The sequence below is a fragment of the Streptomyces sp. V4I8 genome (assembly GCF_041261225.1).
Taxonomy (GTDB): domain Bacteria; phylum Actinomycetota; class Actinomycetes; order Streptomycetales; family Streptomycetaceae; genus Streptomyces.
On record NZ_JBGCCN010000001.1, the window covers coordinates 1668349 to 1690476 of the forward strand.

Consider the following 22128-nt stretch of genomic DNA (forward strand, 5'->3'; position numbering starts at 1 on the left):
GGCTCCTACGGGAGGTCTGGCGATGAGGACTGACGGAGCTTAGCTCATTGTTACCTATGCTCACAATGAACCTAGTCCTGATATTGTTCCCGCATGACCATGCCCGATCCCGACGGCCCGCTCGCCGAGCAGCTACTGCGCTTCACCCGTCGGGTGCACCGGATCCAGAAACGGCACCTGCAGGAGTGCGGCCTGGGCGTCACCCCGGCCCAGTCCCGTCTGCTGCGCACGCTCGCCCACTACGGCTCGCCGCCCCGGATGGCCGACCTCGCCGAGCGCCTGGAGGTCGTCCCGCGCGCCGTGACGACGCTGGTCGACGGGCTGGAGGCGAGCGGGAAGGTACGGCGGGTGCCGGATCCGACGAATCGACGGGTGATCCGGATCGAGCTCACCGACGACGGACGCGGTGCCCTGCGGGAGCTGCACGGCGCGCGCCGGTCGGCGGCGGAGGAGATCCTGGCGCCGCTGACGGACGAACAGCGGTCGGTGCTGGGCGAGTTGCTGGACGCGCTGATCGACGGAACCGCGACGCGGGGGCGCTGAACACGACCGGCGCTGGAACCGCGACGCGGGGGCGCTGAACACAACGGGCCGCGGCCACCGTTCCGTACTGCTGGAACGGTGGCCGCGGCCCGCGAAGCTGAACTGAATGAACGTCAACCGGTCTCGGAAGCCGTCTCCTTGCCTGTCTGGACCCGTACGACGACAGGGTCCCCCTCCTGCGGGGCCTCGGGCTTCTTGAGCTCCGCCTTCTCCTGCTCGAGCCCCGCCTCCGGCTCGTCGTCGTCCAGGTCGACCTGGATCTCGCCGTCCAGGACCTTCTTCGCCCGCTCCCTGTCCAGGGCGCCCTCCCAGCGGGAGACCGCGAAGACCGCGACGCAGTTGCCGAGCAGGTTGGTGACGACGCGCATCGAGTCCATGATGCGGTCCACTCCGAGCAGCAGCGCGACGGCTCCGGCCGGGATCGCGCCCAGCGAGGAAGCGGTGGCGGACAGGGCGAGGAACGCCGAGCCGGGGATGCCCGCCATGCCCTTGCTGGTCAGCATCAGCACCAGGATGACGGTGATCTGCTGGCTGAGGCTGAGGTCCACTCCCACGGCCTGGGCGATGAACAGCGTCCCGATGGACAGGTACAGCGAGGCGCCGTCGAGGTTGAAGGAGTAGCCCGTCGGCAGCACCAGACCCACGGCGTCGTCGCGGGCGCCCGCCTTGCGCAACTTCTGCATGACACGCGGCAGGACGGACTCGGTGGAGGCGGTGCCGAGCGCGAGCAACATCTCCTCACGGATGTACCGCAGGAACTTCCAGAGGCTGAGCCCGGTAACCACCTTCAGGGCGACGGCCAGAAGCGCGATGAACAGCGCCGCGGCCACGTAGCACAGCACGATCAGCTTGCCGTACGTCTCGATGACGCCGAGGCCGTAGTTGCCGATCAGGACGGCCATCGCGCCGAACACGGCGATCGGGGCCAGCCGCATCACGAAGCCGACGATCGCGAAGATGACCTCCTGGGCCTGCTCGATGGCCGGCAGCACCTTCGGCACCTTGGTGTGGCCGAGGTGCAACAGCGCGGCACCCACCAGACAGGCCAGGATGAGCACCTGCAGCAGGGAGTTCTCGGCGAAGGCCCCGATGAAGGAGGTCGGAATCGCCTCAAGGACGAACTGGGTCGTCGACGGCAGGTGCCCACCGCCGGTCTTCGCGTCGACCGCCGAGGCGTCGAGCGTGGACGGGTCGACGTGCATCCCCGACCCGGGCTGGACCAGATTGGCGGCGAGCAATCCGATGACCAGCGCGAGCGTGCTCGCGACCTCGAACCAGATCAGGGCCTTCAGCCCGATCCGGCCGAACGCCTTCAGGTCACCGGCCTTGGCGATACCGACGACGACCACACAGAACACGAGCGGCGAGATGATCGTCTTGATGAGCCGGATGAAACCGTCGCCGAGCGGCTGCAGATCCGCGGCGAACCCGGGCCACAGCTTCCCGACGACGATGCCGAGCACGAGCGCGCAGGCGACCTGCGCGAAGAGAGAGGTACGCAGTGTGCGTGCGACGCGTCGCGGCAGGGACGGTTCGGACGGCGGCACGGGAACTCCTTGGGGACGGCGGCACACAGAAGCCGGGACGGGACTTCTGCCATACGGAAAGCGGATTCCGTGCCGATCACTTTGCGGGTGATGTTGATCCCGCACAAGACCCCCGTGTTGCATCCGTGTAAATCGCTTACCGAGTGACGCATCGCACACAACTGGCTTCAGCAGCCGCTGCGATCCTCGGTGAGCATCCCCTGGACGCTGGTCAGGGAACGGTCGTAGCAGCCATGCGGGCCGTTCGAGCTGTTCGAGTCGTCCGAGCCATGCGGACTGTCCGAGTCGTACAGCCGGTAGCGCTCGCTCGTCGTACCGGTCGCGTGCCGCTGGTCGCGGGGCACGTTCAACGTCCATGAGGCGTCGCCCTCGACGGTGTCGTCGAGCCACGACCACGCGATCCGTCGTCCGCCCTGCGCCGTCCCGACCACGGCACGGTCACCGAGGGTCAGTACGGTGCGCAACCGGTCGCCCGCGCCGATCGTGATGGAGCCGTCCATCGTGTACGTCCGCTGGGTGCGGGTCGTGCGGGCCGGTCCGCGTCCGTCGACGGTGACCGACTGGTCGTCCGTCCAGGTGGCATCGAGGGCGTCCAGGTTCTCTCCGTCGGTCCAGCGGTGCCCGGACGTGTTCGTGAGCGACCGGCTGACGGTGGTCGTCACCCGGCCGTGCGAAGTGTCGACGTATCCGGCCACGGTCAGCCGGTGACCACCCTCGGTGTCCACACGGTGCTCCGAACCGGGCGTGTACGTGGAGGAGTTGGCGAGGTCACCGACGTGGTGCCTCGTGAGCTTCCCCGTGACGTGCTCGCTCTGCGCGTCCTGCCAGACGAGGACGTTCACGGGCGCGCTCCAGCCGCTCTGCCCCGCCGGAACGCCTACGACGGAGACCTGTACGCGGTGCGGGCGGCCGTCATTGAGGAGGCCGGCGAACGGCGTCAGGTCGTATTCGATCGGCTTGACGTCGAAGGCGCGCGGCCCCGGAGTGACGTACCAGAGGAAGGGGTTGGACCAGCCGCCCGTCCACACGTGCGGGAACGGCGCGGCGATTCCGGCGAGTCGGCCGTCGACCTCGATCTGCACCTCACGGTAGGGACCACCGCCGGCCTTGCAGGAGTAGGGCGCCGGGTCGGGCGCCGACAGGTACCAGAACTCCTCGCAGCCCCCGCCGGATCCGGTGGCGTACACCTCGGCGACGATGCGTTCGCTGTTGCGCGGGGTGGTGAGCGTGCCGTCCTGGAGGGTGAGGACGCGGTCGGGGGTCGGGGCTGGGCGGCCGGAAGTCGAGGCGGGGTGGCTGGAAGTCGAGGCGGGGAGGCCGGAGGTCGAGGTGGGGCGGCTGGAGGTCGAGGTGGGGCGGCCTGGGTAGAACGTCAGCGTGACCTTGACGTCGATGATGCCGGTGTAGGTGTCGTCGACGACGTTCCCGATGAGCATCTCGACGTCCTGGCCGCGGTGGAAGGCGTCGCTGTACCGCGTGACGTCCTTCTCGACGGACCACTCGATCCCGTCGGGGGACGGCTCCGGCGTCGACGTACGGAAGATCTCGACCCCGCCGACGTGCAGATAGCCGAGCCGGTCGTACTGACGCCCCTTGACCTTGCCGTCCATCCGCAGCACGACCTTGCTCCAGCGGTCGCCGCAGCCGTCGGGCGGTGTGTAGGTGCCCTTGTACGGCGTGAAGTCGCGGAACTGCGCCTCGGCGAGCGTGACTTGGCAGGACTTCCCGGAGGGCTTGGTGACCGGTGGGGCGGCGGTGATGGGGTCGTGCCAGTCGGTGCCGAACTCGGCGGGCACATCGGCCGACTGGGCGGGGGTCGCCCCGAGCAGCGAGCTCGCCAGAAGGGTCGCTCCTGCGAGCATGGACATGACGATCCGTCTCTTCATGGCCGGTGTTCTACGGGGAGTCGCCCCTCCGCCGCAATGAGGCCTCCCCCGTCAGCGCGAGCGTTTCAGGTCGGCCCTGTCCCCCATCACCACCACGGGATGCCGATCCGGATCGAGCGTGCGCAGCAGGTACTCCATCCCCGATTCGGACAGGCTCACACAGGCCGATGTGCCACTGCCGTGGTCCATGTGCAGCCAGATGCCACCTCCCTTGCCCTGGCCCTCGGGACGGGTGGGGTCGTTGGGCGGGGTGCCTTTGACGCGGTTGTAGTCGATGGCGATGACGTAGTCGAAGTCGTGCCAGTACGACTTCGCCCACCAGCGCGGCGCCGCGAAGGCGGCCGACCGTGTGTACGGCAGCTTCGCCCCGGGGTTCTTCAGTACGCCGCCCGCGTCGCTGAGCGTGAACACGCCTACGGGGCTGCGGTTGTCGCCCTCGTGGTGATCGGTCGTCCAGCCCTTCTTGCCGTTGTGCGCGGGCCAGCTGCGGACGCGGTCCCAGGTGGAGCCCTGCTTGGCGTAGAGCACGACCGTGGATTTCGCGGAGTCCTTGCCGTCCCCGTAGACCGCCACGACCTGACGGGAGTCGGCGGGGACGCGTCGCTGCCATCGGTCGCCGACGCCCGGGATGCGCGTCGGATCCGCGGTGGTGGACGGGCGCGCGCGTGCGCCCTTGCCGACGTCCGCCCCGCCGCCGTGCTCCGTGCCGCCGCCGCACGCGGTCAGGGTCATCAAGGCCGTCAGGGTCATCAAGGCCGTCAAGGTGGTCAGAGCCGTCAGGGTCCTCAGGGCTGTGGGGAGGGATCCGAGGGCCGGTCCCGCGACCGGTCCACGCCGTCCTCCCCGTACTTCGCCGTTCCGCATCGGTCCATGGTGGCACCCGGCGTGCGGCGGCAGCCGGATCTGTGTGGCGGCGCGGAAAACCGTTTGCGTCCGGCCACGCTGCGACGCGAACCTGTCACGGTTTGCTGCCGCCGTGCGCTGCCCGGTTTCCGCGCATCGGCACCCGACCCACATCCCATCCCCCTCCCTGATCCCCCCACTGACACGAGCCACTGGGACGTCATGCAGATTCAAGACCTTCCGTATCCCGATCCAGGTGTGCCGGACGCACGCTCGGGTCCCCGATTCCTGTGGTGGCTCTTCAGGAACCAGGTGGGCGGACAGCTCAAGTCGCTGGCCTGGGGGCTGCTGCACTTCCTGTCCGTCTCCGCGCTGCCGTTCTGTGTCGGCGTCGCCGTGCAGGCCGTCGTCGACCGGTCCGGCGCGCAACTCGCCGTCGCGGGCGGGCTCCTGGTTCTGTGCTGTGCCGGGAACGCGCTCGGCGACACCTTCCTGCACCGCACCGCCGTCACCAACTGGATCACGGCCGCCGCGCGCGTCCAGCAGGTGCTGGCCCGCAAGACCGCGCAGTTGGGGTCGGCACTGACCCGGCGCGTCGCGGCCGGTGAGGTCGTGGCCGTCTCCACGGGTGACGTCGAGAAGATCGGCTGGTTCGTCGAGGCCTGGTCACGCTTCACGGCGGCGGCCGTCACCCTGGTGGTGGTCTGCGTCGGCCTGGTCGTCTACCAGCCGGCGCTCGGTGTGATCGTCGCCGTGGGGCTGCCCGTCCTGGCGGTCGCCGTGCTCCCACTGCTGCCCCGGGCGACCCGGCGGGCCGACTTCCAGCGCGAGAAGGCGGGCCGCGCCACCGAGCTGGCCTCCGACACCGTCGCCGGCCTGCGCGTCCTGCGTGGCATCGGCGGCGAGGAGCTCTTCCTCGACCGCTACCGCCGCGCCTCCCAGGAGGTACGCCACGCGGCCGTGCGCAGCGCCCGGATGTGGTCGCTGATCTCGGCGATCCAGGTGCTGCTGCCGGGGCTGCTGCTGATCGCGGTGGTCTGGTACGGCGTCCACCTGGCCGGCCAGGGCCGGGTCACCGTCGGCGAACTGGTCACCGTCTACAGCTCGATCATGATCCTCACCTATCCGCTCAGGCACTTCGAAGAGATCGCGATGGCCTACTCCTTCTCCCGGCCCTCGGCACGGCGAGCCGCGCGCGTGCTGTCGCTGGAACGGGTCACCGACACCGACGGGTCGCGCGACGGGTCCGAGGTGCCCGCCGGGGATCTGTACGACCCCGCCACCGGACTGCTCGCCTCCGCCGGCCGGCTCACCGCCGTGGTGTGCGGCGACCCGGACGCCGCGGGGCGGCTGGCCGAACGGCTGGGCGGGCACCCCTCGGAGGAGGGCGCCTCGGTGCTCCTGGGCGGCGTCCCTCTCGACGAGTTGCCGCTCGACTGCGCCCGCACGGCCGTCCTCGTGCAGGACAAGGACCCGGTACTGCTCTCCGGCACCCTGCGCGAACTGCTCGACGTGCCCAGGTCGGGCGATGTGGGCGCCGAGCAGGCCCTGGCGGCCGCGCAGTGCGAGGACGTCCTGGCGGCCCTGGTCCAGGGGTCGCTCGACGCCGAGGACCCGATGGACGCCCGGATCACCGAACGCGGCCGCTCCCTGTCCGGCGGCCAGCGCCAGCGCCTCGCCCTCGCCCGGTCGCTGATGACGGACCCGGAGGTGCTCGTCCTGGACGAGCCGACCTCCGCCGTCGACTCCCACACGGAGGCCCGGATCGCCGAGGGCGTACGGAATCTGCGGGAGGGGCGCACGACCGTGGTGTTCACCTCGTCGCCGCTGCTCCTGGACCGCGCCGACCGGGTCGTGCTCGTCCATGAGGGCACGGTCGCGGCGGTCGGCGCGCACCGCGAGCTGGTGCACGGCGAACCGCGGTACCGGGCCGTGGTGACCCGCGAGACCGAGGAGGAGGCCACCCTGAACGCCGCACTGCCCGACCGCGATGCGGCGGCCGAAGGAGCCGGTGCCGCCCTCGACCGTGGACTGAAGGAACTGCAAGAGATCGAGGAGTCAGCATGATCGGCGTCGCGCCACCGGCATACGACCCGGCGGCCCCGACGACGGCGAACACCCTGCCCGTCGGCGCCCCCGAGACCGTACGCGCCTACGTGGTCGAGTTGTTCCGTCGGCACCGCCGTGCCTTCCTGCTGCTCATCGCCGTCAACACGCTCGCCGTGGTGGCGTCGATGGCGGGGCCCTGGCTGCTGGGCGGACTGGTGGAGCGCGTGTCGGACAGGGTCGGCGAGCGGGAGCTCCATCTGGAACTCACCATCGGGCTGTTCGTGGCCGCTCTGGTCGTCCAGGCCGTCTTCGTACGGCAGGTGCGGCTGCGGGGCGCGATGCTGGGCGAGCGGATGCTGGCCGACCTGCGTGAGGACTTCCTCATCCGGTCGGTCGGGCTGCCGCCCGGCGTCCTGGAGCGGGCCGGCACGGGCGACCTGCTGTCCCGGATCACGACGGACATCGACCGGCTGGGCAACGCGATGCGCGAGGCCGTGCCCCAGCTGGCGATCGGCGTGGTGTGGGCGGCCCTGCTGCTGGGCGGCCTCGTCGTCACCGCACCGCCGCTCGCGGCCGCCGTGCTGCTCGCCGTGCCACTGCTGGTGATCGGCTGCCGCTGGTACTTCAAGCGCGCCCCGGCCGCCTACCGCTCGGAGGCCGCGGGATACGCCGCCGTGGCCGCCGCCCTCGCCGAGACCGTGGACGCCGGGCGCACCGTCGAGGCCCACCGCCTCGGCGGGCGCCGGGTCGAACTGTCGGAGCTGCGAATCAAGCAGTGGACGGCATGGGAGCGCTACACGCTGTGGCTGCGGTCGGTCCTCTTCCCGGTCATCAACGTCACCCATGTGACCGTTCTCGCCTCCGTCCTGATGATCGGCGGGGTGTTCGTCCTGCAGGGCTGGATCGGGGTCGGTCAGCTGACGACGGGTGCCCTGATCGCGCAGATGCTCGTGGATCCCGTCGGGCTCATCCTGCGGTGGTACGACGAGCTGCAGGTGGCCCAGGTGTCGCTGGCCCGGCTGGTCGGGGTCCGGGACATCGAGCCTGACGCCGGGGACGCCGAGCTGGCGCCCGAGGGGCGCGACGTGCACGCCGACCGGGTGCACTTCGGCTACCTGGAGGGCGTCGACGTGCTGCGCAAGGTCTCCCTGGAGGTCGCGCCCGGCACCCGGCTGGCGCTGGTCGGCCCCTCTGGCGCCGGCAAGTCGACTCTGGGCAGGCTGCTGGCCGGCATCTACGCGCCCCGGGACGGCCGGATCACCCTCGGCGGTGCCGAACTGTCCCGGATGACCGCCGAACGGGTCCGCTCGCATGTGGCCCTGGTCAACCAGGAGCACCACGTCTTCGTGGGCTCCCTGCGCGACAACCTGCTGCTGGCCCGCACCGAGGCGACCGACGCCGAGCTGTGGGCGGCGCTGTGCGCGGTCGACGCGGACGCGTGGGCCCGCGCGCTCGACGACGACCTGGACACCGAGGTCGGCTCGGGCGGGTTCGCCCTCACCCCGGCCCAGGCGCAGCAGATCGCGCTGGCCCGCCTGGTCCTGGCCGACCCGCACACGCTGGTCCTGGACGAGGCGACCTCGCTCCTCGACCCCCGCGCGGCCCGCCACCTGGAACGATCCCTGGCCCGCGTCCTGGACGGCCGCACCGTGGTCGCGATCGCCCACCGCCTCCACACCGCCCACGACGCGGACGTCATCGCCGTCGTCGAGAACGGCCGGATCAGCGAGCTGGGCAGCCACGACGAGCTGGTCAGGGCGGACGGGGCCTACGCGGGGCTGTGGCGGTCGTGGCACGGGTGAGGCGGGACGGGTCCGGCCCGGGGTTGCGCGCTCAGCGCCGTCACCCCGGGCCATCGCACCGGAGCGCACCCGTGCCGTTGCGCCGGGGCGAAAAGGGGTGGAAGGCTGGATAGCGGCACCGGTTCGGGGAGCACCCGGGAACCGCGCGGTTCGCGCCGGGTGCGGCCTGTGCCCCGGGCCGCGGCGGCCCGGCGCCGACCGCGGTGAGTTCGGGCCTGTCCCCACCACCTGGAGGTACCCGTGAACAGCGCCGACGGATGGGGTGACGACGTCTACCAGCCCGACGCATCCGATCAACGTGAGGACACAGGGCTGCTCGACGCGGAGGACACCCTGGAGAGCGACGGCGTCGACGACCCCCTGGACCGGGGCTGGTCCCCTCCGGACAGACCGTTGGCGGTGGAGCACACCGGCGTCACGGCCGCCGAGCGCCATCAGGGTGAGACGCTCGACCAGCGCCTCGCCGAGGAGCAGCCCGACCTTGCCGCCCCCGACGGCGACGGTCTCGGCGACGCCGAGGGCACCGACGGGGAACTCCTCGACAACGAAGTCGGCGCCCTGCGCTCCGGCCGCCTCGTGGCACCCGACGAAGGGGCCCACGAGGACGAGGAGAGCGCCCTGGTCGCGACGGACGTGGGCATCGACGGTGCGGCGGCGTCCGCCGAGGAGGCCGCCATGCACATCGTCGACGAGGACGCCCTGTACGGCTGACCCTCGCGGTCCCGGTACGGCTGCCCCTCGCGGTCCCCGTACGGCTGCCCCTCGCGGTCCGGGTACGGCTGATCCCCGCAGCCCCTGTGCCGCAGTCCCCGCGCCAGTCCCCACGCCTTCGACCCCACGCCGTCGGCTCTCGCCGACGGTCGCCATCAAGGCCTCCGCACACGAGGAGCTCGCATGCAGCAGGACAAGCACCCCGACTACCACGCCGTCGTCTTCCGCGACCGCGCCGCAGGCTACGCCTTCCTGACCCGGTCCACCGCGACCAGCGACCAGACCATCGAGTGGGACGACGGCGAGACCTACCCGGTCGTGGACGTCGAGATCTCCTCGGAGAGCCATCCCTTCTACACCGGCAAGGCACGGACGGTGGACTCCGAAGGGCGCGTCGCGGCCTTCGAGCGGCGCTACGGCGGCGGGGCGGCACAGGGCGGCTGATCCGGGGAGCGGACCGGCGCCCCCTGGCGTCGTCCGGCCGCTCGGTGCCACCGGCGGATCACCGGCGTGCGGATCACCAGCACGCGGATCACCGGCTTGGCGCCGTGGAGGCCCCCACTCGCTCAGATCACGTTGAGCGCCGCGGCGCAGCCCACTCCGCCGAGCACCATGAACACCGGCATCAGCACCTTGAGCTCGACCCAGCTGCCCGCCCGGAAACGCATGGCCTTGGGTGGTCCCAGTGGGTACCAGCGCTTGCGGCCCACCGGGATGGGCCACAGGATCGGGCAGCCGGACACCGTCAGCGCATCCCCGATGTCGTGCACCAGGGCGCCCAGCACGATCGGCAGGCCCAGCCACAGATACTCCTGGCCCGGCGCCGTGAACAGCCAGTCCGAGCCGTTGCCCGGCTTGTCCAGCACGCCCGCGAGGATCCACGCGCTCGTCGCCGCCAGCAGCCACACCAGGACATCGCTGCTGGAGCCCCGGGCCGCCCGCCACAGCAGACCTTCGATGGCGAGCACCATGTGCGCGAACAGGATCGCCAGCACCGCCCACCGGCCACCGGTGATCGCCAGGACCGAGGCGCCTCCGCCGATCATGACGGCCCACAGCCAGGTGTGCGTGAGGGTGCGGTGCCCACCCGAGCGCCGCGGGTCGCCCTGCTTCTTCGTCGCCTTGTAGACGGCGTACGACAGCTTGTCGACGATCTCGCACAGCCAGCGCGACAGCGGTCCGAAGGCCCGCGAGATGGTGGCCGCCTTGTGATCGAGGTCCGGCGCCAGGGCGGCTCCGGCGCAGATCAGCGCGCCGACGAGGAGGACCGGCCAGGGCATCCCGTGCCCGGCAGCGGCGGCCGCCGCTCCTACGCCGAGCCAGGCGGCAGCGCCCGACAGTGAGTGTGCTGGTCCCATCATCGGTGTTGCCCGCCCCATTCCTCGTGTGCCGCTGTCCAGTTGACCGGGTTCGCTGACGTGTCGTCGGCGACACAGCGTAGCGTTCGCGATCTTCGTGCTTGCATCCGATTCCCCTGTGAGGGAGATGGACAGGCAAGATGGGTGGGTGACCCTCATCGATCAGCTGCCGCCGACCGCCGACCCAGACGCCCTCTACGAAGCCTTCGAGTCGTGGGCCGAGGAGCGCGGCCTCACGCTCTACCCCCACCAGGAGGAGGCGCTGATCGAGGTGGTCTCCGGCGCGAACGTGATCGTGTCGACGCCCACCGGCTCCGGCAAGAGCATGATCGCCGCCGGCGCGCACTTCGCCGCGCTGGCCCGGGACGAGGTCACGTTCTACACCGCTCCGATCAAGGCGCTGGTCTCGGAGAAGTTCTTCGAGCTGTGCAAGATCTTCGGCACCGAGAACGTCGGCATGCTGACCGGTGACGCGTCCGTCAACGCCGACGCTCCCGTCATCTGCTGCACCGCCGAGGTGCTCGCGTCGATCGCGCTGCGCGACGGCAAGGGCGCGGACGTCGGCCAGGTCGTCATGGACGAGTTCCACTTCTACGCGGAGGGGGACCGCGGCTGGGCCTGGCAGATCCCGATCCTGGAGCTGCCGCAGGCGCAGTTCATCCTGATGTCGGCCACGCTCGGCGACGTCTCGATGTTCGAGCAGGACCTCACCCGGCGCACCGGGCGCCCGACATCGGTGGTCCGCTCGGCCACCCGCCCCGTGCCGCTGTCCTACGAGTACAAACTCACCCCGCTCACCGAGACCCTGACCGAGCTGCTGGAGACCAGGCAGGCGCCGGTCTACATCGTGCACTTCACCCAGGCTCAGGCCGTGGAGCGGGCGCAGGCGCTGATGAGCATCAACATGTGCTCGCGCGAGGAGAAGGACCAGATCGCCGAGCTGATCGGCAACTTCCGCTTCACCACCAAGTTCGGCCGCAACCTCTCCCGTTACGTGCGGCACGGCATCGGCGTCCACCACGCCGGCATGCTGCCGAAGTACCGGCGCCTGGTGGAGAAGCTCGCGCAGGCCGGCCTGCTGAAGGTCATCTGCGGTACGGACACGCTGGGCGTGGGCGTCAACGTCCCCATCCGCACCGTGCTGTTCACGGCGCTGACCAAGTACGACGGCAGCCGGGTGCGCACGCTGCGCGCCCGCGAGTTCCACCAGATCGCGGGCCGCGCCGGGCGGGCCGGCTTCGACACGGCGGGCTTCGTCGTGGCCCAGGCACCCGAGCACGTCATCGAGAACGAGAAGGCGCTGGCCAAGGCCGGCGACGACCCGAAGAAGCGCCGTAAGGTCGTCCGCAAGAAGGCGCCCGAGGGCTTCGTCGCCTGGACGGACAACACCTTCGAGAAGCTCATCGCCTCCGAGCCGGAGCCGCTGACCTCCCGCTTCCGGGTGACACACACCATGCTCCTGTCGGTGATCGCCCGGCCCGGCAACGCCTTCGAGGCGATGCGGCACCTGCTGGAGGACAACCACGAGCCGCGCAAGCAGCAACTGCGGCACATCCGGCGCGCGATCGCCATCTACCGCTCGCTGCTGGACGGCGGCATCGTCGAGAAGCTCGACGAGCCGGACGCCACGGGCCGCATCGTCCGCCTCACCGTCGATCTCCAGCAGGACTTCGCGCTCAACCAGCCGCTGTCGACCTTCGCGCTGGCCGCGTTCGAGCTGCTGGACCCGGAGTCGCCGTCCTACGCCCTGGACATGGTGTCCGTCATCGAGTCCACCCTGGACGACCCGCGGCAGATCCTCGTCGCCCAGCTGAACAAGGCCAAGGGCGAGGCCGTCGCCGCGATGAAGGCGGACGGCGTCGAGTACGAGGAGCGCATGGAGCGCCTCCAGGACATCACCTACCCGAAGCCCCTGGAGGAGCTCCTCTTCCACGCGTACGACACGTACCGCAAGAGCCACCCGTGGGTCGGCGACCACCCTCTGTCGCCGAAGTCCGTCATCCGGGACATGTACGAACGGGCGCTGACCTTCACGGAGTTGGTGTCCTTCTACGAGCTGGCCCGCACCGAGGGCATCGTGCTGCGCTACCTCGCCAGCGCCTACAAGACCCTCGACCACAACATCCCGGACGACCTCAAGTCCGAGGATCTGCAGGACCTGATCGAGTGGCTGGGCGAGATGGTGCGCCAGGTCGACTCCAGCCTGCTCGACGAGTGGGAACAGCTCGCCAACCCGGAGGAGATGACCGCCGAGGAGGCCCAGGAGAAGGCCGACGAGGTCAAGCCGGTCACCACCAACGCGCGTGCCTTCCGCGTCCTCGTCCGCAACGCCATGTTCCGCCGCGTCGAGCTCGCCGCACTGGACCAGGTCGAGGAGCTGGGCGAGATGGACTCCGAGGGCGGCTGGGACGCCGATGCCTGGGGCGAGGCGATGGACAAGTACTGGGACGAGTACGAGGACCTCGGCACCGGCCCGGACGCCCGAGGCCCGAAGCTGCTGGTGATCGAGGAGGAACCGGCGAACCGTCTGTGGCGGGTCCGCCAGATCTTCGACGACCCGAACGGCGACCACGACTGGGGCATCAGCGCGGAGGTCGACCTCACCGCCTCCGACGCGGAGGGCCGCGCGGTGGTCCGCGTAACCGACGTAGGCCAGCTGTGAGCGCTGTGAGCACAGGAGAATCCCACCCATGACGACGAACCCGGCCGAGAGGCTCGTCGACCTGCTCGACCTGGAGCAGATCGAGGTCAACATCTTCCGTGGCCGCAGCCCACAGGAGTCCCTGCAACGGGTCTTCGGCGGCCAGGTGGCGGGCCAGGCGCTGGTCGCCGCCGCGCGCACCACGGACGGCGACCGCCCCGTGCACTCGTTGCACGCGTACTTCCTGCGCCCGGGGCGGCCGGGCGTGCCGATCGTGTACCAGGTCGAACGGGTGCGGGACGGCAGGTCGTTCACTACCCGCCGGGTCACCGCGGTGCAGCAGGGCCGCACGATCTTCAATCTGACCGCCTCCTTTCACAAGCCTGAACAGGGGAGCTTCGAGCACCAGCTGCCGCCGGCCCGTAAGGTCCCGGACCCGGAGTCGCTGCCGACGGTCACCGACGAGATCCGGGAGCATCTGGGGGCGCTGCCCGAGCAGTTGGAGCGGATGGCGCGCCGTCAGCCGTTCGACATCCGCTATGTGGACCGGCTGCGCTGGTCCGCCGAGGAGGTCAAGGACGCGGAGCCGCGCAGCGCGGTGTGGATGCGCGCGGTCGGACCGCTCGGCGACGACCCGGTCGTGCACACCTGCGCGCTGACCTACGCCAGTGACATGACCCTCCTGGACGCCGTGCGCATCCCGGTCGAGCCCCTGTGGGGCCCGCGGAGCTTCGACATCGCCTCGCTGGACCACGCGATGTGGTTCCACCGGCCCTTCCGCGCGGACGAGTGGTTCCTGTACGACCAGGAGTCACCGATCGCGACCGGCGGGCGGGGCCTCGCCCGTGGGCGGATCTACGACCTGGAGGGACGGCTGCTGGTGTCCGTCGTCCAGGAGGGATTGTTCAGGTCGTTGTAGCCCGGCGAGCTTTGCGACGGAGCCGGCTCAGCAGGCCACGTGGCGGTTGCGGCGCTTCAGACCGCCCCGGCTCCTCGGGCTGTCCCTCAGGCTGACCCCAGTTCTCACGCTGCCCCGGCTCCGCAAGCCGGTGCGTACCGACGTGCCTTGGATGCGCGGGAGCCGGCGTCCGTTTCGCCGTGGGCCGCGGCGCGGGCCGCGTGTCGCGTGCCTCCTCCAGGACCGCCGCCAGGTCGGCCCGCAGCAGGCTGATCTCGTCCAGGTCGTCCGCCGTCATGATCCTCTCGGCGATGAGGGCGCCGGGTGAACCGGGTGCGCCCGATGCAGGCGGCCCTGGCCGGAAGCGGTTGAGATGGGAACGCTCATAGGGGTCGGGGACGATCTCCGCGACCTGAACGGGGTCGAGGAAGGCGGCCAGGGCTCCGGCGCTCTCCCATGGGTCTTCGGCCAGTCGCAGCAGGAATCCGCGATGGCGTCCACGCCAGTTGCGCGGCCGCAGGTCCACGCCCGCGTCCAGCAGACCGCGCGGTCCCTCGGGCATACGACGGGCGTTCAGCACAGGGGCGTTCTTCTCGTCGGCGGCGAACTGCTTCAGCTCCTCGGCGAGATACAGCCAGACCACGGCTCGGTAGCGGTTCAGGTACCACTTCACCGGCACCACCAGGCCCAGGCGGGCGAGGCGCGTGAACCTGCCGGCAGGCACGTTCATGACGTCCGCGCCCTCCGTCGTACCCACCACCTGCACGCGGTCCAGCAACGCCTCGGGAACCCCGTCCCCCGAACTCAGCCGATCGATCTCGGACCGTGGGACGCGCCTGCCCCCACCTCCTTCGTCAGGCACCGTCCGGATGAGTCCGAGGTGAACGGCGAGGTCCAACTCGCCTCGCTTCAGTCCCAGTTCCCGGGCCGCGCGACTCGGCGTGAAGGAAAGAGGGCCGTACGGTTTCGTGATGGTGTCGCCTGACATGGTCGGTCTCCCCCGTGGAGTCAGTGGCTCACGCTCTGTGCGCTCGCCGTGACAGAAACCGTAGCCCCTTCGCCGGATCTCGTGGCGGGCCTGTGGATAACTCCGCGAGGGATGACGAACCAGCAGGTCAGAGGTCTGTGATCGGTGTTCGTTCGGGCTGTCGGGCGTCCACGTCGAGGTGTTCGCCGACCCGGTTGACGAGCAGGGTCATCTCGTAGGCAATCTGGCCGATGTCGGCTTCCGCACCGCTGAGCACGCACAGGCAGCTGCCGGTGCCCGCCGCGGTGACGAACAGCACGGCGTCGTCGAACTCGACCATCGTCTGCCGCACTCTGCCCGCGCCGAAGTGCCGTCCCGATCCCTTGGCCAGGCTGTGCAGTCCGGACGAGACCGCGGCGAGATGCTCGGCGTCCTCGCGTCGCAGTCCCGTGCTCGCTCCCGTCACCAGACCGTCGTTGGACAGCACCAACGCGTGCCGCACATGATCGACGCGCTCCGTCAGGTCGTCCAGGAGCCAGCCGAGTCCCTGGTTCTGCGCCATGATCCGGTCTCCCCGTGTAGATGTCTCCCCCTGCGCCGGAGGATCTCTTCGCCACCCTTCCCGACGATCCGGCCCGCGGGCAAGGAGGATGGAGGCATGGCGCAGAAGATGACCGATGAGGAATGGCGGGCGTTCGTCTCGCAGGGCACACACACCGCGAAGCTCTCGACCGTGCGAGCCGACGGAAGTCCCCATGTGACGCCGATCTGGTTCGTGCTCGACGGGGACGACCTGGTGTTCACCACCGGCAAGTCGAGTGTGAAGGGCCGCAATCTGGCCCGTGACGGCCGGGTGGCGTTGTGCGTGGACGTCGACCGGCCGCCGTACGACTTCGTGGTGGTGCAGGGCCGTGCCCGGATTTCGGAGGATCTCGATGAACTGAGGCACTGGGCCGGTCGCATCGGGGCGCGCTACATGGGCGAAGAGCGCGCGGAGGAGTTCGGGGCCCGCAACGGTGTGCCGGGTGAACTCCTCGTCCGCGTCTCGATCGACAAGGTGCTGGCGGAGAAGGGCGTCGCCGACTGACAGCCGGCCGAACGCCGGTCGGCCTCAGGGGCTGACGGCGGACGACGACCGGTCAGCCCACGGAGTCGAGGAGCCGGGCGGTGTGCATGCGCCCGGCGTACTCGACGAGCCGGATCAGCACCTCCTTCCCCGAGTCGCGGTCCCGGGCGTCACAGAGCACCACGGGAGTTCCCTGGTCCAGGTCGAGGGCGCGCGAGACGTCCTGGGCGCCGTACGCCCGGGCGCCCGCGAAGCAGTTGACGGCCACGACGAACGGGATGTGCCGGTGCTCGAAGTAGTCCACCGCCGGGAAGCAGTCCTCCAGGCGCCGGGTGTCCGCGAGGACCACGGCGCCCAGGGCTCCCTGGGACAGTTCGTCCCACAGGAACCAGAAGCGGTCCTGACCGGGAGTGCCGAAGAGATAGAGGGACAGGCCGGAGCGGATGGTGATGCGCCCGAAGTCCATGGCGACCGTAGTGGTGACCTTCTGGTCCACGCCGTCGGTGTCGTCCACCAACTGCCCGGCTTCACTGAGCAGTTCCTCGGTGCGCAACGGCCTGATCTCACTGACCGCGCCCACCAGGGTGGTCTTGCCCACGCCGAATCCACCGGCGACAAGGATCTTCAACGCCAGCGCGGCGGTCTCGCCGTCGGAGGCGTCGGGGTGCTCGGAGACCATCGATCACTTCTCTCGGGAGTACCGGCATCGGTCGACGTCACGGTGTGAAGTCAGCATCATGACAACTGCGGCTGCCTTTCGTGGGGTTGGACCGCTTTTGGCTGGTTCTGAAAGGTCGTCTACAGGGCCCGCAATCCTTCGATCACCTCGCGCAGAATCCGTTCGTCAGGAAGCTGCGCGGGCGGTACCGGACGGCTGACGGTGACGCAGCCCATTTCCAGGAGGTCGCCGAGGAGCACCCTGACGACCCCCACGGGCAGATCGGCGCCCGCCGCGAGTTCCGCGACCGACTGCGTCTCCGGTCTGCAGAGCTCGACAAGGACCCGGTGTTCCGGCCCGAGCGCGGTGTCGTCGTCGGCACCGGGCGCGGCTGCGTCCAGAGTGACCAGGGCGATCAGATCGAACCGCACCCCGGTGGGGCCGGGTTTGGTGCGCCCGCCCGTCATGGCGTACGGGCGGACGAGGGGCCCGGCCTCGTTGTCGTACCACTGGCTGCCCTGCTCGCGCGGGTCGGCCGTCGTGTCCTCGGTCATGTGCGCGGACCCCTTCCGGCTCATCCCGCGGCGGGCGGCCGCGCGGCGGCGCGCGCCGGCGTGTAGAGGTGTTCGCCGACGCGCTTGACCAGCCGTGCCATCTCGTACGCCACCAGTCCGATGTCGGCGGTGACAGCGGTGAGGACGGCGAGGCAGGAGCCGTCGCCCGCGGCCGCCACGAACAGGAAGGCGTCGTCCATCTCCACCATGGTCTGACGCACCCCGCCGGCGCCGAAGTGCCGGCCCGCTCCCTTGGCCAGGCTGTGGAACCCGGAGGCGACCGCGGCGAGGTGCTCGGCGTCCTCACGACGGAGTCCGGTCGACGCGCCCACGGCGAGCCCGTCGTTGGAGAGCACCACGGCGTGCCGCACCTCGCTCACCCGCACCACCAGGTCGTCCAGCAGCCAGTCGAGTTCGCCGGACCGCTGGGCGGCCCTCATGCTCGGATCCTGGATCATGCGAGGTCTCCTTCGCTGCTGTCGCTGTGCGCTGTGGAATCGGGCGTGCGGGCGCGGCCGGGCTGCCTGCCGCCGCCGCGCGCCCAGCCGTCGCGATAGGCCGCCATGCGGTCCCTGACAAGTTCGGGGGTGCGCCGTTCGTCGTCGCGGGAGGCGGCCGTTCCCGGCTGTTCCTCGTGGCGCCCCTCGCGCAGTTGGGGGGCGAGACTCGCCTGCCGTACGCGGCGTGGGAGGTCCTCGGAGGCTTCGGAGTCGTCCGGAGGGCGGTGCAGTCGCAAGGTGGTGACTCCGGGGGGTGGGGTGTCGGTCTCGGTCTCCGCCGCCGCCGGTGCGGGAGCCACCAGCGCGGGCCGGTCGGCGACGGCGTGCACGGACTCCTGACGCCGGTCTGCGACGGCATGCACGGACTCCTGGTGCCGATCGGCGGCAGGCACGCGCGCGTACTCGCGCTCGGCGGGCCGATCGGCAGCCGCCGACTTCTCGCCGGAACGTTCCGCCGCGGCGCTCTGGAGCAGGGCTGTGGGCAGCAGGACGACCGCTGTGGTGCCGCCGTAGGGCGAGGTACGAAGGTGCACCTTGATGCCGTGCCGGGATGCGAGCCTGCTGACCACGAAGAGACCGAGCCGGTCGCTGTCGAACAGGTCGAGCGCCTCGGACTGTTCGATGCGCCGGTTGGCCTCGGTGAGGGTCTCCTTGCCCATGCCGAGGCCGCGGTCCTCGACCTCGACGGCGTAACCGTTGCCGACGGGCTCGCCGGTGACGCGCACGCGCGTGTGGGGAGGCGAGAACTGGGCGGCGTTCTCGATGATCTCGGCCAGGAGGTGGGTGACGTCGGCGACGGCCGCGCCGATGACGGCCGCCTCGGGGAGCTGTCGTACCTCCACGCGCGCGTAGTCCTCGACTTCGGAGACGGCCGCGCGGACCACGTTGGTCAAGGAGACCGGCATCCGCCAGGCCCGCCCGGGCGCCGCCCCGGAGAGGATGATCAGGCTCTCCGCGTGGCGTCGCATGCGGGTCGTGAGGTGGTCGAGCCGGAAGAGGTCGCTCAGTTCGTTCGGGTCGTCGGAGCGGCGCTCCATGCTGTCCAGCAGGCTGAGTTGGCGGTGCACGAGGACCTGGCTGCGGCGGGCGAGGTTGACGAAGACGCCGGAGATGCCGCTGGCGAGTTCGGCGCGCTCCACGGCGGCACGGAGCGCGGCGCGGTGGACGGTGCCCAGGGCCTCGCCGACCTGACCGGTCTCGTCCTCGGCGGGCGGTCCGGGCGGCGCCTCGGCGCGGACGTCGATCTCCTCGCCGGCGCGCAGCTTCCGCATGGCCTCGGGGAGCTTGCGCCGGGCGATCTCCAGGGCGCTGTTGCGCAGGCTCACCAACTCGACGACGAGGCCGCGGCCGATGCGTACGGAGATCACCAGCGAGGCGGCGACGGCGGCGAGCCCGAACAGGACGGCGGCCCCGGCCGGGGTGACCAGTCCGCGGGTGAACGGGTCGGCTCGGTCCGCGACATCGCGCCCGGCGTCCTGCTCGATCGTCCGCATCGCGTCCTGCACGCGTGCGTGTGCCTTGCTCCAGGGGGCGTCCGCCGCGGCGTCGATCGCCCGTGCACCCGGTGCGGTGGCGAGGACCTTGTCCTCGACGGCGGCCACGGTCGCGTAGTCGCCGCCGTCGGCGAGGCGCTGCCAGGCTCCGCGTTCCGGGCCGCGCAGGTCGGTCACGGCGGCCTCGGTGAGCGTACGGCGGGTGTCGACGGCGCCGGTGAACAGCCGCAGCCGCTCTCCGTCGAGGCGCCCGGCGACGCGTGCGCTGTCCAGCACCACGTCCTCCTGGGCCAACGCCTCGCCCGCGCGGGCGAATTCGAGCAGTACGCGCGCGTCGGAGCCGAGTTCGGCGTCCTGGATGCCGGTGAGGGCACCGCCCACGGAGAACGCGCTCGCGATGGTCGTCGTGTAGCGCCCGTATGCCTCGTCCCAGCCCGAGCGACGGTCGAGCACCGCGTTGCGTACGGTGTTCAGTTGCTCGGCGCCGGTGACGAAGGCCTCGAGTCGCCGGGCCACTCCGGCGGGGAGTTCCTCGCCGTCGGCGACGGTGTTGCGGTCGCCGAGCCGTAGCCGGGCCACCGCCTTGTCGGTGTCCTCCGCGAGCTTCTTGTAGTCGTCGCTCCGTCCGGCGGTCGGGTCGGTCGCATAACGCACCGCGGCTTCGCGTTCGGCCTGGAGGGCGGCCACGGCAGCCGCGGCGGGTGTCCTGATCTGGGCGTCCACCCGCTGCAACTGGCGCAGCCTGGAGACGTCCTGCGCGGTGGTCACCGTGGCGTAGGCCCACAGGGCGAGCAGCGAGACGACAGGCACCATCAGCAGGCAGACGATCTTGGCGCGGACGGTGCGCGGACGTATGCGCCAGCGTTCCGCGCGCGTGGGTGTTTCCTCGGGTACCCCGTCCAGCGGCTCTTCGGGGCCTTCGTCGGCCGGTGGTCCGGCATGGGCGCGGCGGCCGCGCACGAGGGGCGGGGACGGCGTCTCGGCGCCGGCTGCGGTGGTCCTACGGGGTGTACGCATGGCCTCCTCGCTCGGAAGTGGTTCGGGGTGCGTGCTGTTCCGGGCCGTCGCCGGTCCGGACCCGTCGCTAGCCGACGGCGCTCTCGGCCGATCCCTGAGCCGACGCGGACGCCGCGCGCTCCCCTGTGGTGGGCGACAGCGCCACGAAGGCCGAGGTCAGGAAGAGGTAGGACCCGAGACCGACGGCGAGGGGGAAGATGAACTGCATCGCCGTGGCCCCGGGCAGGACCTCACCGAGGGGCGTGACGTCCACGCTGACCGCGAACATCCCGGTGTAGTGCATGCTGCTGACCGCCGCGCCCATGATCAGCGAGGCGATGGTGACGGCGACGGGCGACTTGATGTTGAGCGCCGCCCAGAGGGCCGCCGTGGCCGCGACGATGGCGATCAGGACGGAGAGTCCGACGAGTACGGGGTCGTAGCGGACGGCGCCGTGGAGTCGTACGGCGGCCATGCCCAGGTAGTGCATGCTCGCCACGCCGAGTCCGGTGGCGAGCCCGCCGAGGAGGAGCGCGCGGGTCCGGTCACGGCTGTACCCGACGGCGAAGACGCCGCCGCAGACGACGGCCATGGCGACGAGGAGGCTCACGATGGTGAGCGGTACGTCGTAGCGGATGTCGGTGCCGCTGACGCTGAAGCCCAGCATGGCCACGAAGTGCATGGTCCAGATGCCGGTGCCGATCGCCGAGGCGGCGGTGATGAGCCAGTTGCGGCGTGACCGGCCGGTGGCGCCGAGCGCGCGGACGGTGCAGCGCAGCCCCAGCGCGGCGCCTATGCACGCCATCACGTACGACAGCACGGGGGTCAGCCAGCCGAGGGCTGCGTGGTCCAGGTGTCCCATGGCTCCGGGACGCTAGCCGGGGCAGGGGCGCACGGAGGGGGCGCATTTCGAAAGCTGTTGGAATATGACACAGAGATGCAGCGGAACGATCGCGTCACGCTCGAACGTGTGCACAGCGGCGTCATCCCTGCCGGTGAGGGATCATGCGGAACATGAGCGACGACCACACGCATGTGCAGGAGTTCTTCACGGCCCGCGCGGCCGACTGGGACAGCAAGTTCCCCGGCGACGGGCCCACCTTCGCGGCCGCGGTCGCCGAACTCGGGCTGCACGAGGGGGACCGTGTGCTCGACGCGGGCTGCGGCACCGGACGCGCCCTGCCGCCGCTGCGTGCCGCCGTGGGGCCCTCAGGAGTGGTCCTGGGGGCCGATCTGACCCCGGCCATGCTGGAGGCTGCCGTACGGGCCGGACGCGGCGCCGACGGGCAGTTGCTGCTCGCCGACGTGGCCGCGCTGCCGTTGCGGCCGGAATCGCTCGACGCCGTGTTCGCGGCCGGCCTCATCGCGCACCTGCCCCATCCCGCCGAGAACCTGCGGGAGTTGGCCCGCGTGGTGCGCCGCGGCGGCATGCTCGCTCTTTTCCACCCGATCGGCAGGGCGGCACTCGCGGCACGCCACGGCCGGCAGATCACCCCGGGCGACCTGCGGGCCGAGCCCAATCTCCGGCCGATGCTGGCCGGTTCCGGGTGGCGCATGACGTCGTACGTCGACGAGGACGACCGCTTCCTGGTGCTGGCCGTACGGGAGTCCTGACG

At 70.8% G+C, this 22128-nt stretch carries 20 protein-coding genes; 9 read left to right on the top strand and 11 right to left on the bottom strand.

The features are described from left to right. The first annotated feature begins 93 nt into the window (after nucleotides 1-93). On the top strand, nucleotides 94-543 hold the full coding sequence (locus ABIE67_RS07490) for a MarR family winged helix-turn-helix transcriptional regulator (RefSeq protein ID WP_370255338.1): 450 nt from the start codon (nucleotides 94-96) through the stop codon (nucleotides 541-543). 113 nt (nucleotides 544-656) lie between these two features. Here ABIE67_RS07490 and ABIE67_RS07495 read toward each other — a convergent pair whose 3' ends face one another. The 3 genes from ABIE67_RS07495 to ABIE67_RS07505 form a co-directional block, all read right to left on the bottom strand. After that, nucleotides 657-2090, bottom strand: coding sequence for a cation:dicarboxylate symporter family transporter (locus ABIE67_RS07495; protein ID WP_370255343.1), 1434 nt, complete (start codon nucleotides 2088-2090; stop codon nucleotides 657-659). A gap of 167 nt (nucleotides 2091-2257) precedes the next feature. Then, entirely contained in the window at nucleotides 2258-3976 is a 1719-nt protein-coding gene (locus ABIE67_RS07500; RefSeq protein WP_370255348.1) for a peptide-N4-asparagine amidase, read from the bottom strand. A 51-nt stretch (nucleotides 3977-4027) separates the two neighbouring features. Then, complete coding sequence (locus ABIE67_RS07505; protein ID WP_370255353.1) at nucleotides 4028-4726, bottom strand: hypothetical protein; 699 nt, start codon at nucleotides 4724-4726, stop codon at nucleotides 4028-4030. Nucleotides 4727-5041: 315 nt separating this feature from the next. On the opposite strand from ABIE67_RS07505, the gene ABIE67_RS07510 reads away from it, so the two are divergent. From ABIE67_RS07510 to ABIE67_RS07525, 4 genes are all read left to right on the top strand, one after another. Then, nucleotides 5042-6886 (top strand): ABC transporter ATP-binding protein, encoded by a 1845-nt coding sequence (locus tag ABIE67_RS07510; protein WP_370255357.1) that lies wholly within the window; start codon nucleotides 5042-5044, stop codon nucleotides 6884-6886. Beyond that, complete coding sequence (locus tag ABIE67_RS07515) at nucleotides 6883-8670, top strand: ABC transporter ATP-binding protein (RefSeq protein ID WP_370255362.1); 1788 nt, start codon at nucleotides 6883-6885, stop codon at nucleotides 8668-8670. The genes ABIE67_RS07510 and ABIE67_RS07515 overlap by 4 nt, the downstream gene beginning before the upstream one ends. 240 nt (nucleotides 8671-8910) lie before the next feature. Beyond that, complete coding sequence (locus tag ABIE67_RS07520) at nucleotides 8911-9381, top strand: DUF5709 domain-containing protein (RefSeq protein ID WP_370255367.1); 471 nt, start codon at nucleotides 8911-8913, stop codon at nucleotides 9379-9381. 183 nt (nucleotides 9382-9564) lie between these two features. After that, nucleotides 9565-9825, top strand: coding sequence for a type B 50S ribosomal protein L31 (locus ABIE67_RS07525; RefSeq protein ID WP_370255371.1), 261 nt, complete (start codon nucleotides 9565-9567; stop codon nucleotides 9823-9825). A gap of 122 nt (nucleotides 9826-9947) precedes the next feature. On the opposite strand, the gene ABIE67_RS07530 is transcribed toward ABIE67_RS07525, so the two are convergent. Beyond that, nucleotides 9948-10742: a metal-dependent hydrolase gene (locus tag ABIE67_RS07530; protein WP_370255377.1), complete on the bottom strand. Its 795-nt coding sequence runs from the start codon at nucleotides 10740-10742 to the stop codon at nucleotides 9948-9950. 145 nt (nucleotides 10743-10887) lie between these two features. Here ABIE67_RS07530 and ABIE67_RS07535 point away from each other — a divergent pair, with 145 nt between their 5' ends. Together ABIE67_RS07535 and ABIE67_RS07540 are read left to right on the top strand one after the other, a co-directional pair. Then, nucleotides 10888-13401, top strand: a complete 2514-nt coding sequence (locus ABIE67_RS07535; protein WP_370255382.1) for a DUF3516 domain-containing protein — start codon at nucleotides 10888-10890, stop codon at nucleotides 13399-13401. 28 nt (nucleotides 13402-13429) lie between these two features. Continuing rightward, nucleotides 13430-14299: an acyl-CoA thioesterase II gene (locus tag ABIE67_RS07540; RefSeq protein WP_048580426.1), complete on the top strand. Its 870-nt coding sequence runs from the start codon at nucleotides 13430-13432 to the stop codon at nucleotides 14297-14299. On the opposite strand, the gene ABIE67_RS07545 is transcribed toward ABIE67_RS07540, so the two are convergent. Both ABIE67_RS07545 and ABIE67_RS07550 read right to left on the bottom strand, forming a co-directional pair. Continuing rightward, nucleotides 14286-15266: a DUF6397 family protein gene (locus ABIE67_RS07545; protein WP_370255390.1), complete on the bottom strand. Its 981-nt coding sequence runs from the start codon at nucleotides 15264-15266 to the stop codon at nucleotides 14286-14288. The genes ABIE67_RS07540 and ABIE67_RS07545 overlap by 14 nt on opposite strands. A 127-nt stretch (nucleotides 15267-15393) precedes the next feature. Further along, nucleotides 15394-15807, bottom strand: coding sequence for a roadblock/LC7 domain-containing protein (locus ABIE67_RS07550; protein WP_370255394.1), 414 nt, complete (start codon nucleotides 15805-15807; stop codon nucleotides 15394-15396). 96 nt (nucleotides 15808-15903) lie between these two features. On the opposite strand from ABIE67_RS07550, the gene ABIE67_RS07555 reads away from it, so the two are divergent. After that, nucleotides 15904-16332, top strand: a complete 429-nt coding sequence (locus tag ABIE67_RS07555) for a PPOX class F420-dependent oxidoreductase (protein ID WP_370255398.1) — start codon at nucleotides 15904-15906, stop codon at nucleotides 16330-16332. A gap of 52 nt (nucleotides 16333-16384) precedes the next feature. On the opposite strand, the gene ABIE67_RS07560 is transcribed toward ABIE67_RS07555, so the two are convergent. The 5 genes from ABIE67_RS07560 to ABIE67_RS07580 all read right to left on the bottom strand — a co-directional run bounded on the left by ABIE67_RS07560 (nucleotide 16385) and on the right by ABIE67_RS07580 (nucleotide 21374). Further along, nucleotides 16385-16990, bottom strand: a complete 606-nt coding sequence (locus ABIE67_RS07560; protein WP_370255403.1) for an ATP/GTP-binding protein — start codon at nucleotides 16988-16990, stop codon at nucleotides 16385-16387. Between the two features lie 119 nt (nucleotides 16991-17109). Then, complete coding sequence (locus ABIE67_RS07565; protein WP_370255407.1) at nucleotides 17110-17523, bottom strand: DUF742 domain-containing protein; 414 nt, start codon at nucleotides 17521-17523, stop codon at nucleotides 17110-17112. A 20-nt stretch (nucleotides 17524-17543) separates the two neighbouring features. Then, nucleotides 17544-17981 carry a roadblock/LC7 domain-containing protein gene (locus tag ABIE67_RS07570; protein WP_370255411.1) on the bottom strand — a complete coding sequence of 146 codons (438 nt, stop codon included), beginning with the start codon at nucleotides 17979-17981 and terminating at the stop codon, nucleotides 17544-17546. After that, nucleotides 17978-20533, bottom strand: coding sequence for a nitrate- and nitrite sensing domain-containing protein (locus ABIE67_RS07575; protein ID WP_370255418.1), 2556 nt, complete (start codon nucleotides 20531-20533; stop codon nucleotides 17978-17980). The genes ABIE67_RS07570 and ABIE67_RS07575 overlap by 4 nt, the downstream gene beginning before the upstream one ends. A 67-nt stretch (nucleotides 20534-20600) precedes the next feature. Next, nucleotides 20601-21374 (bottom strand): MHYT domain-containing protein, encoded by a 774-nt coding sequence (locus ABIE67_RS07580; RefSeq protein WP_370255422.1) that lies wholly within the window; start codon nucleotides 21372-21374, stop codon nucleotides 20601-20603. Between the two features lie 143 nt (nucleotides 21375-21517). Between ABIE67_RS07580 and ABIE67_RS07585 the strand changes: the two genes are divergently transcribed. Beyond that, nucleotides 21518-22126 carry a class I SAM-dependent methyltransferase gene (locus ABIE67_RS07585; RefSeq protein ID WP_370255428.1) on the top strand — a complete coding sequence of 203 codons (609 nt, stop codon included), beginning with the start codon at nucleotides 21518-21520 and terminating at the stop codon, nucleotides 22124-22126. The last annotated feature ends 2 nt before the right edge of the window (nucleotides 22127-22128 follow it).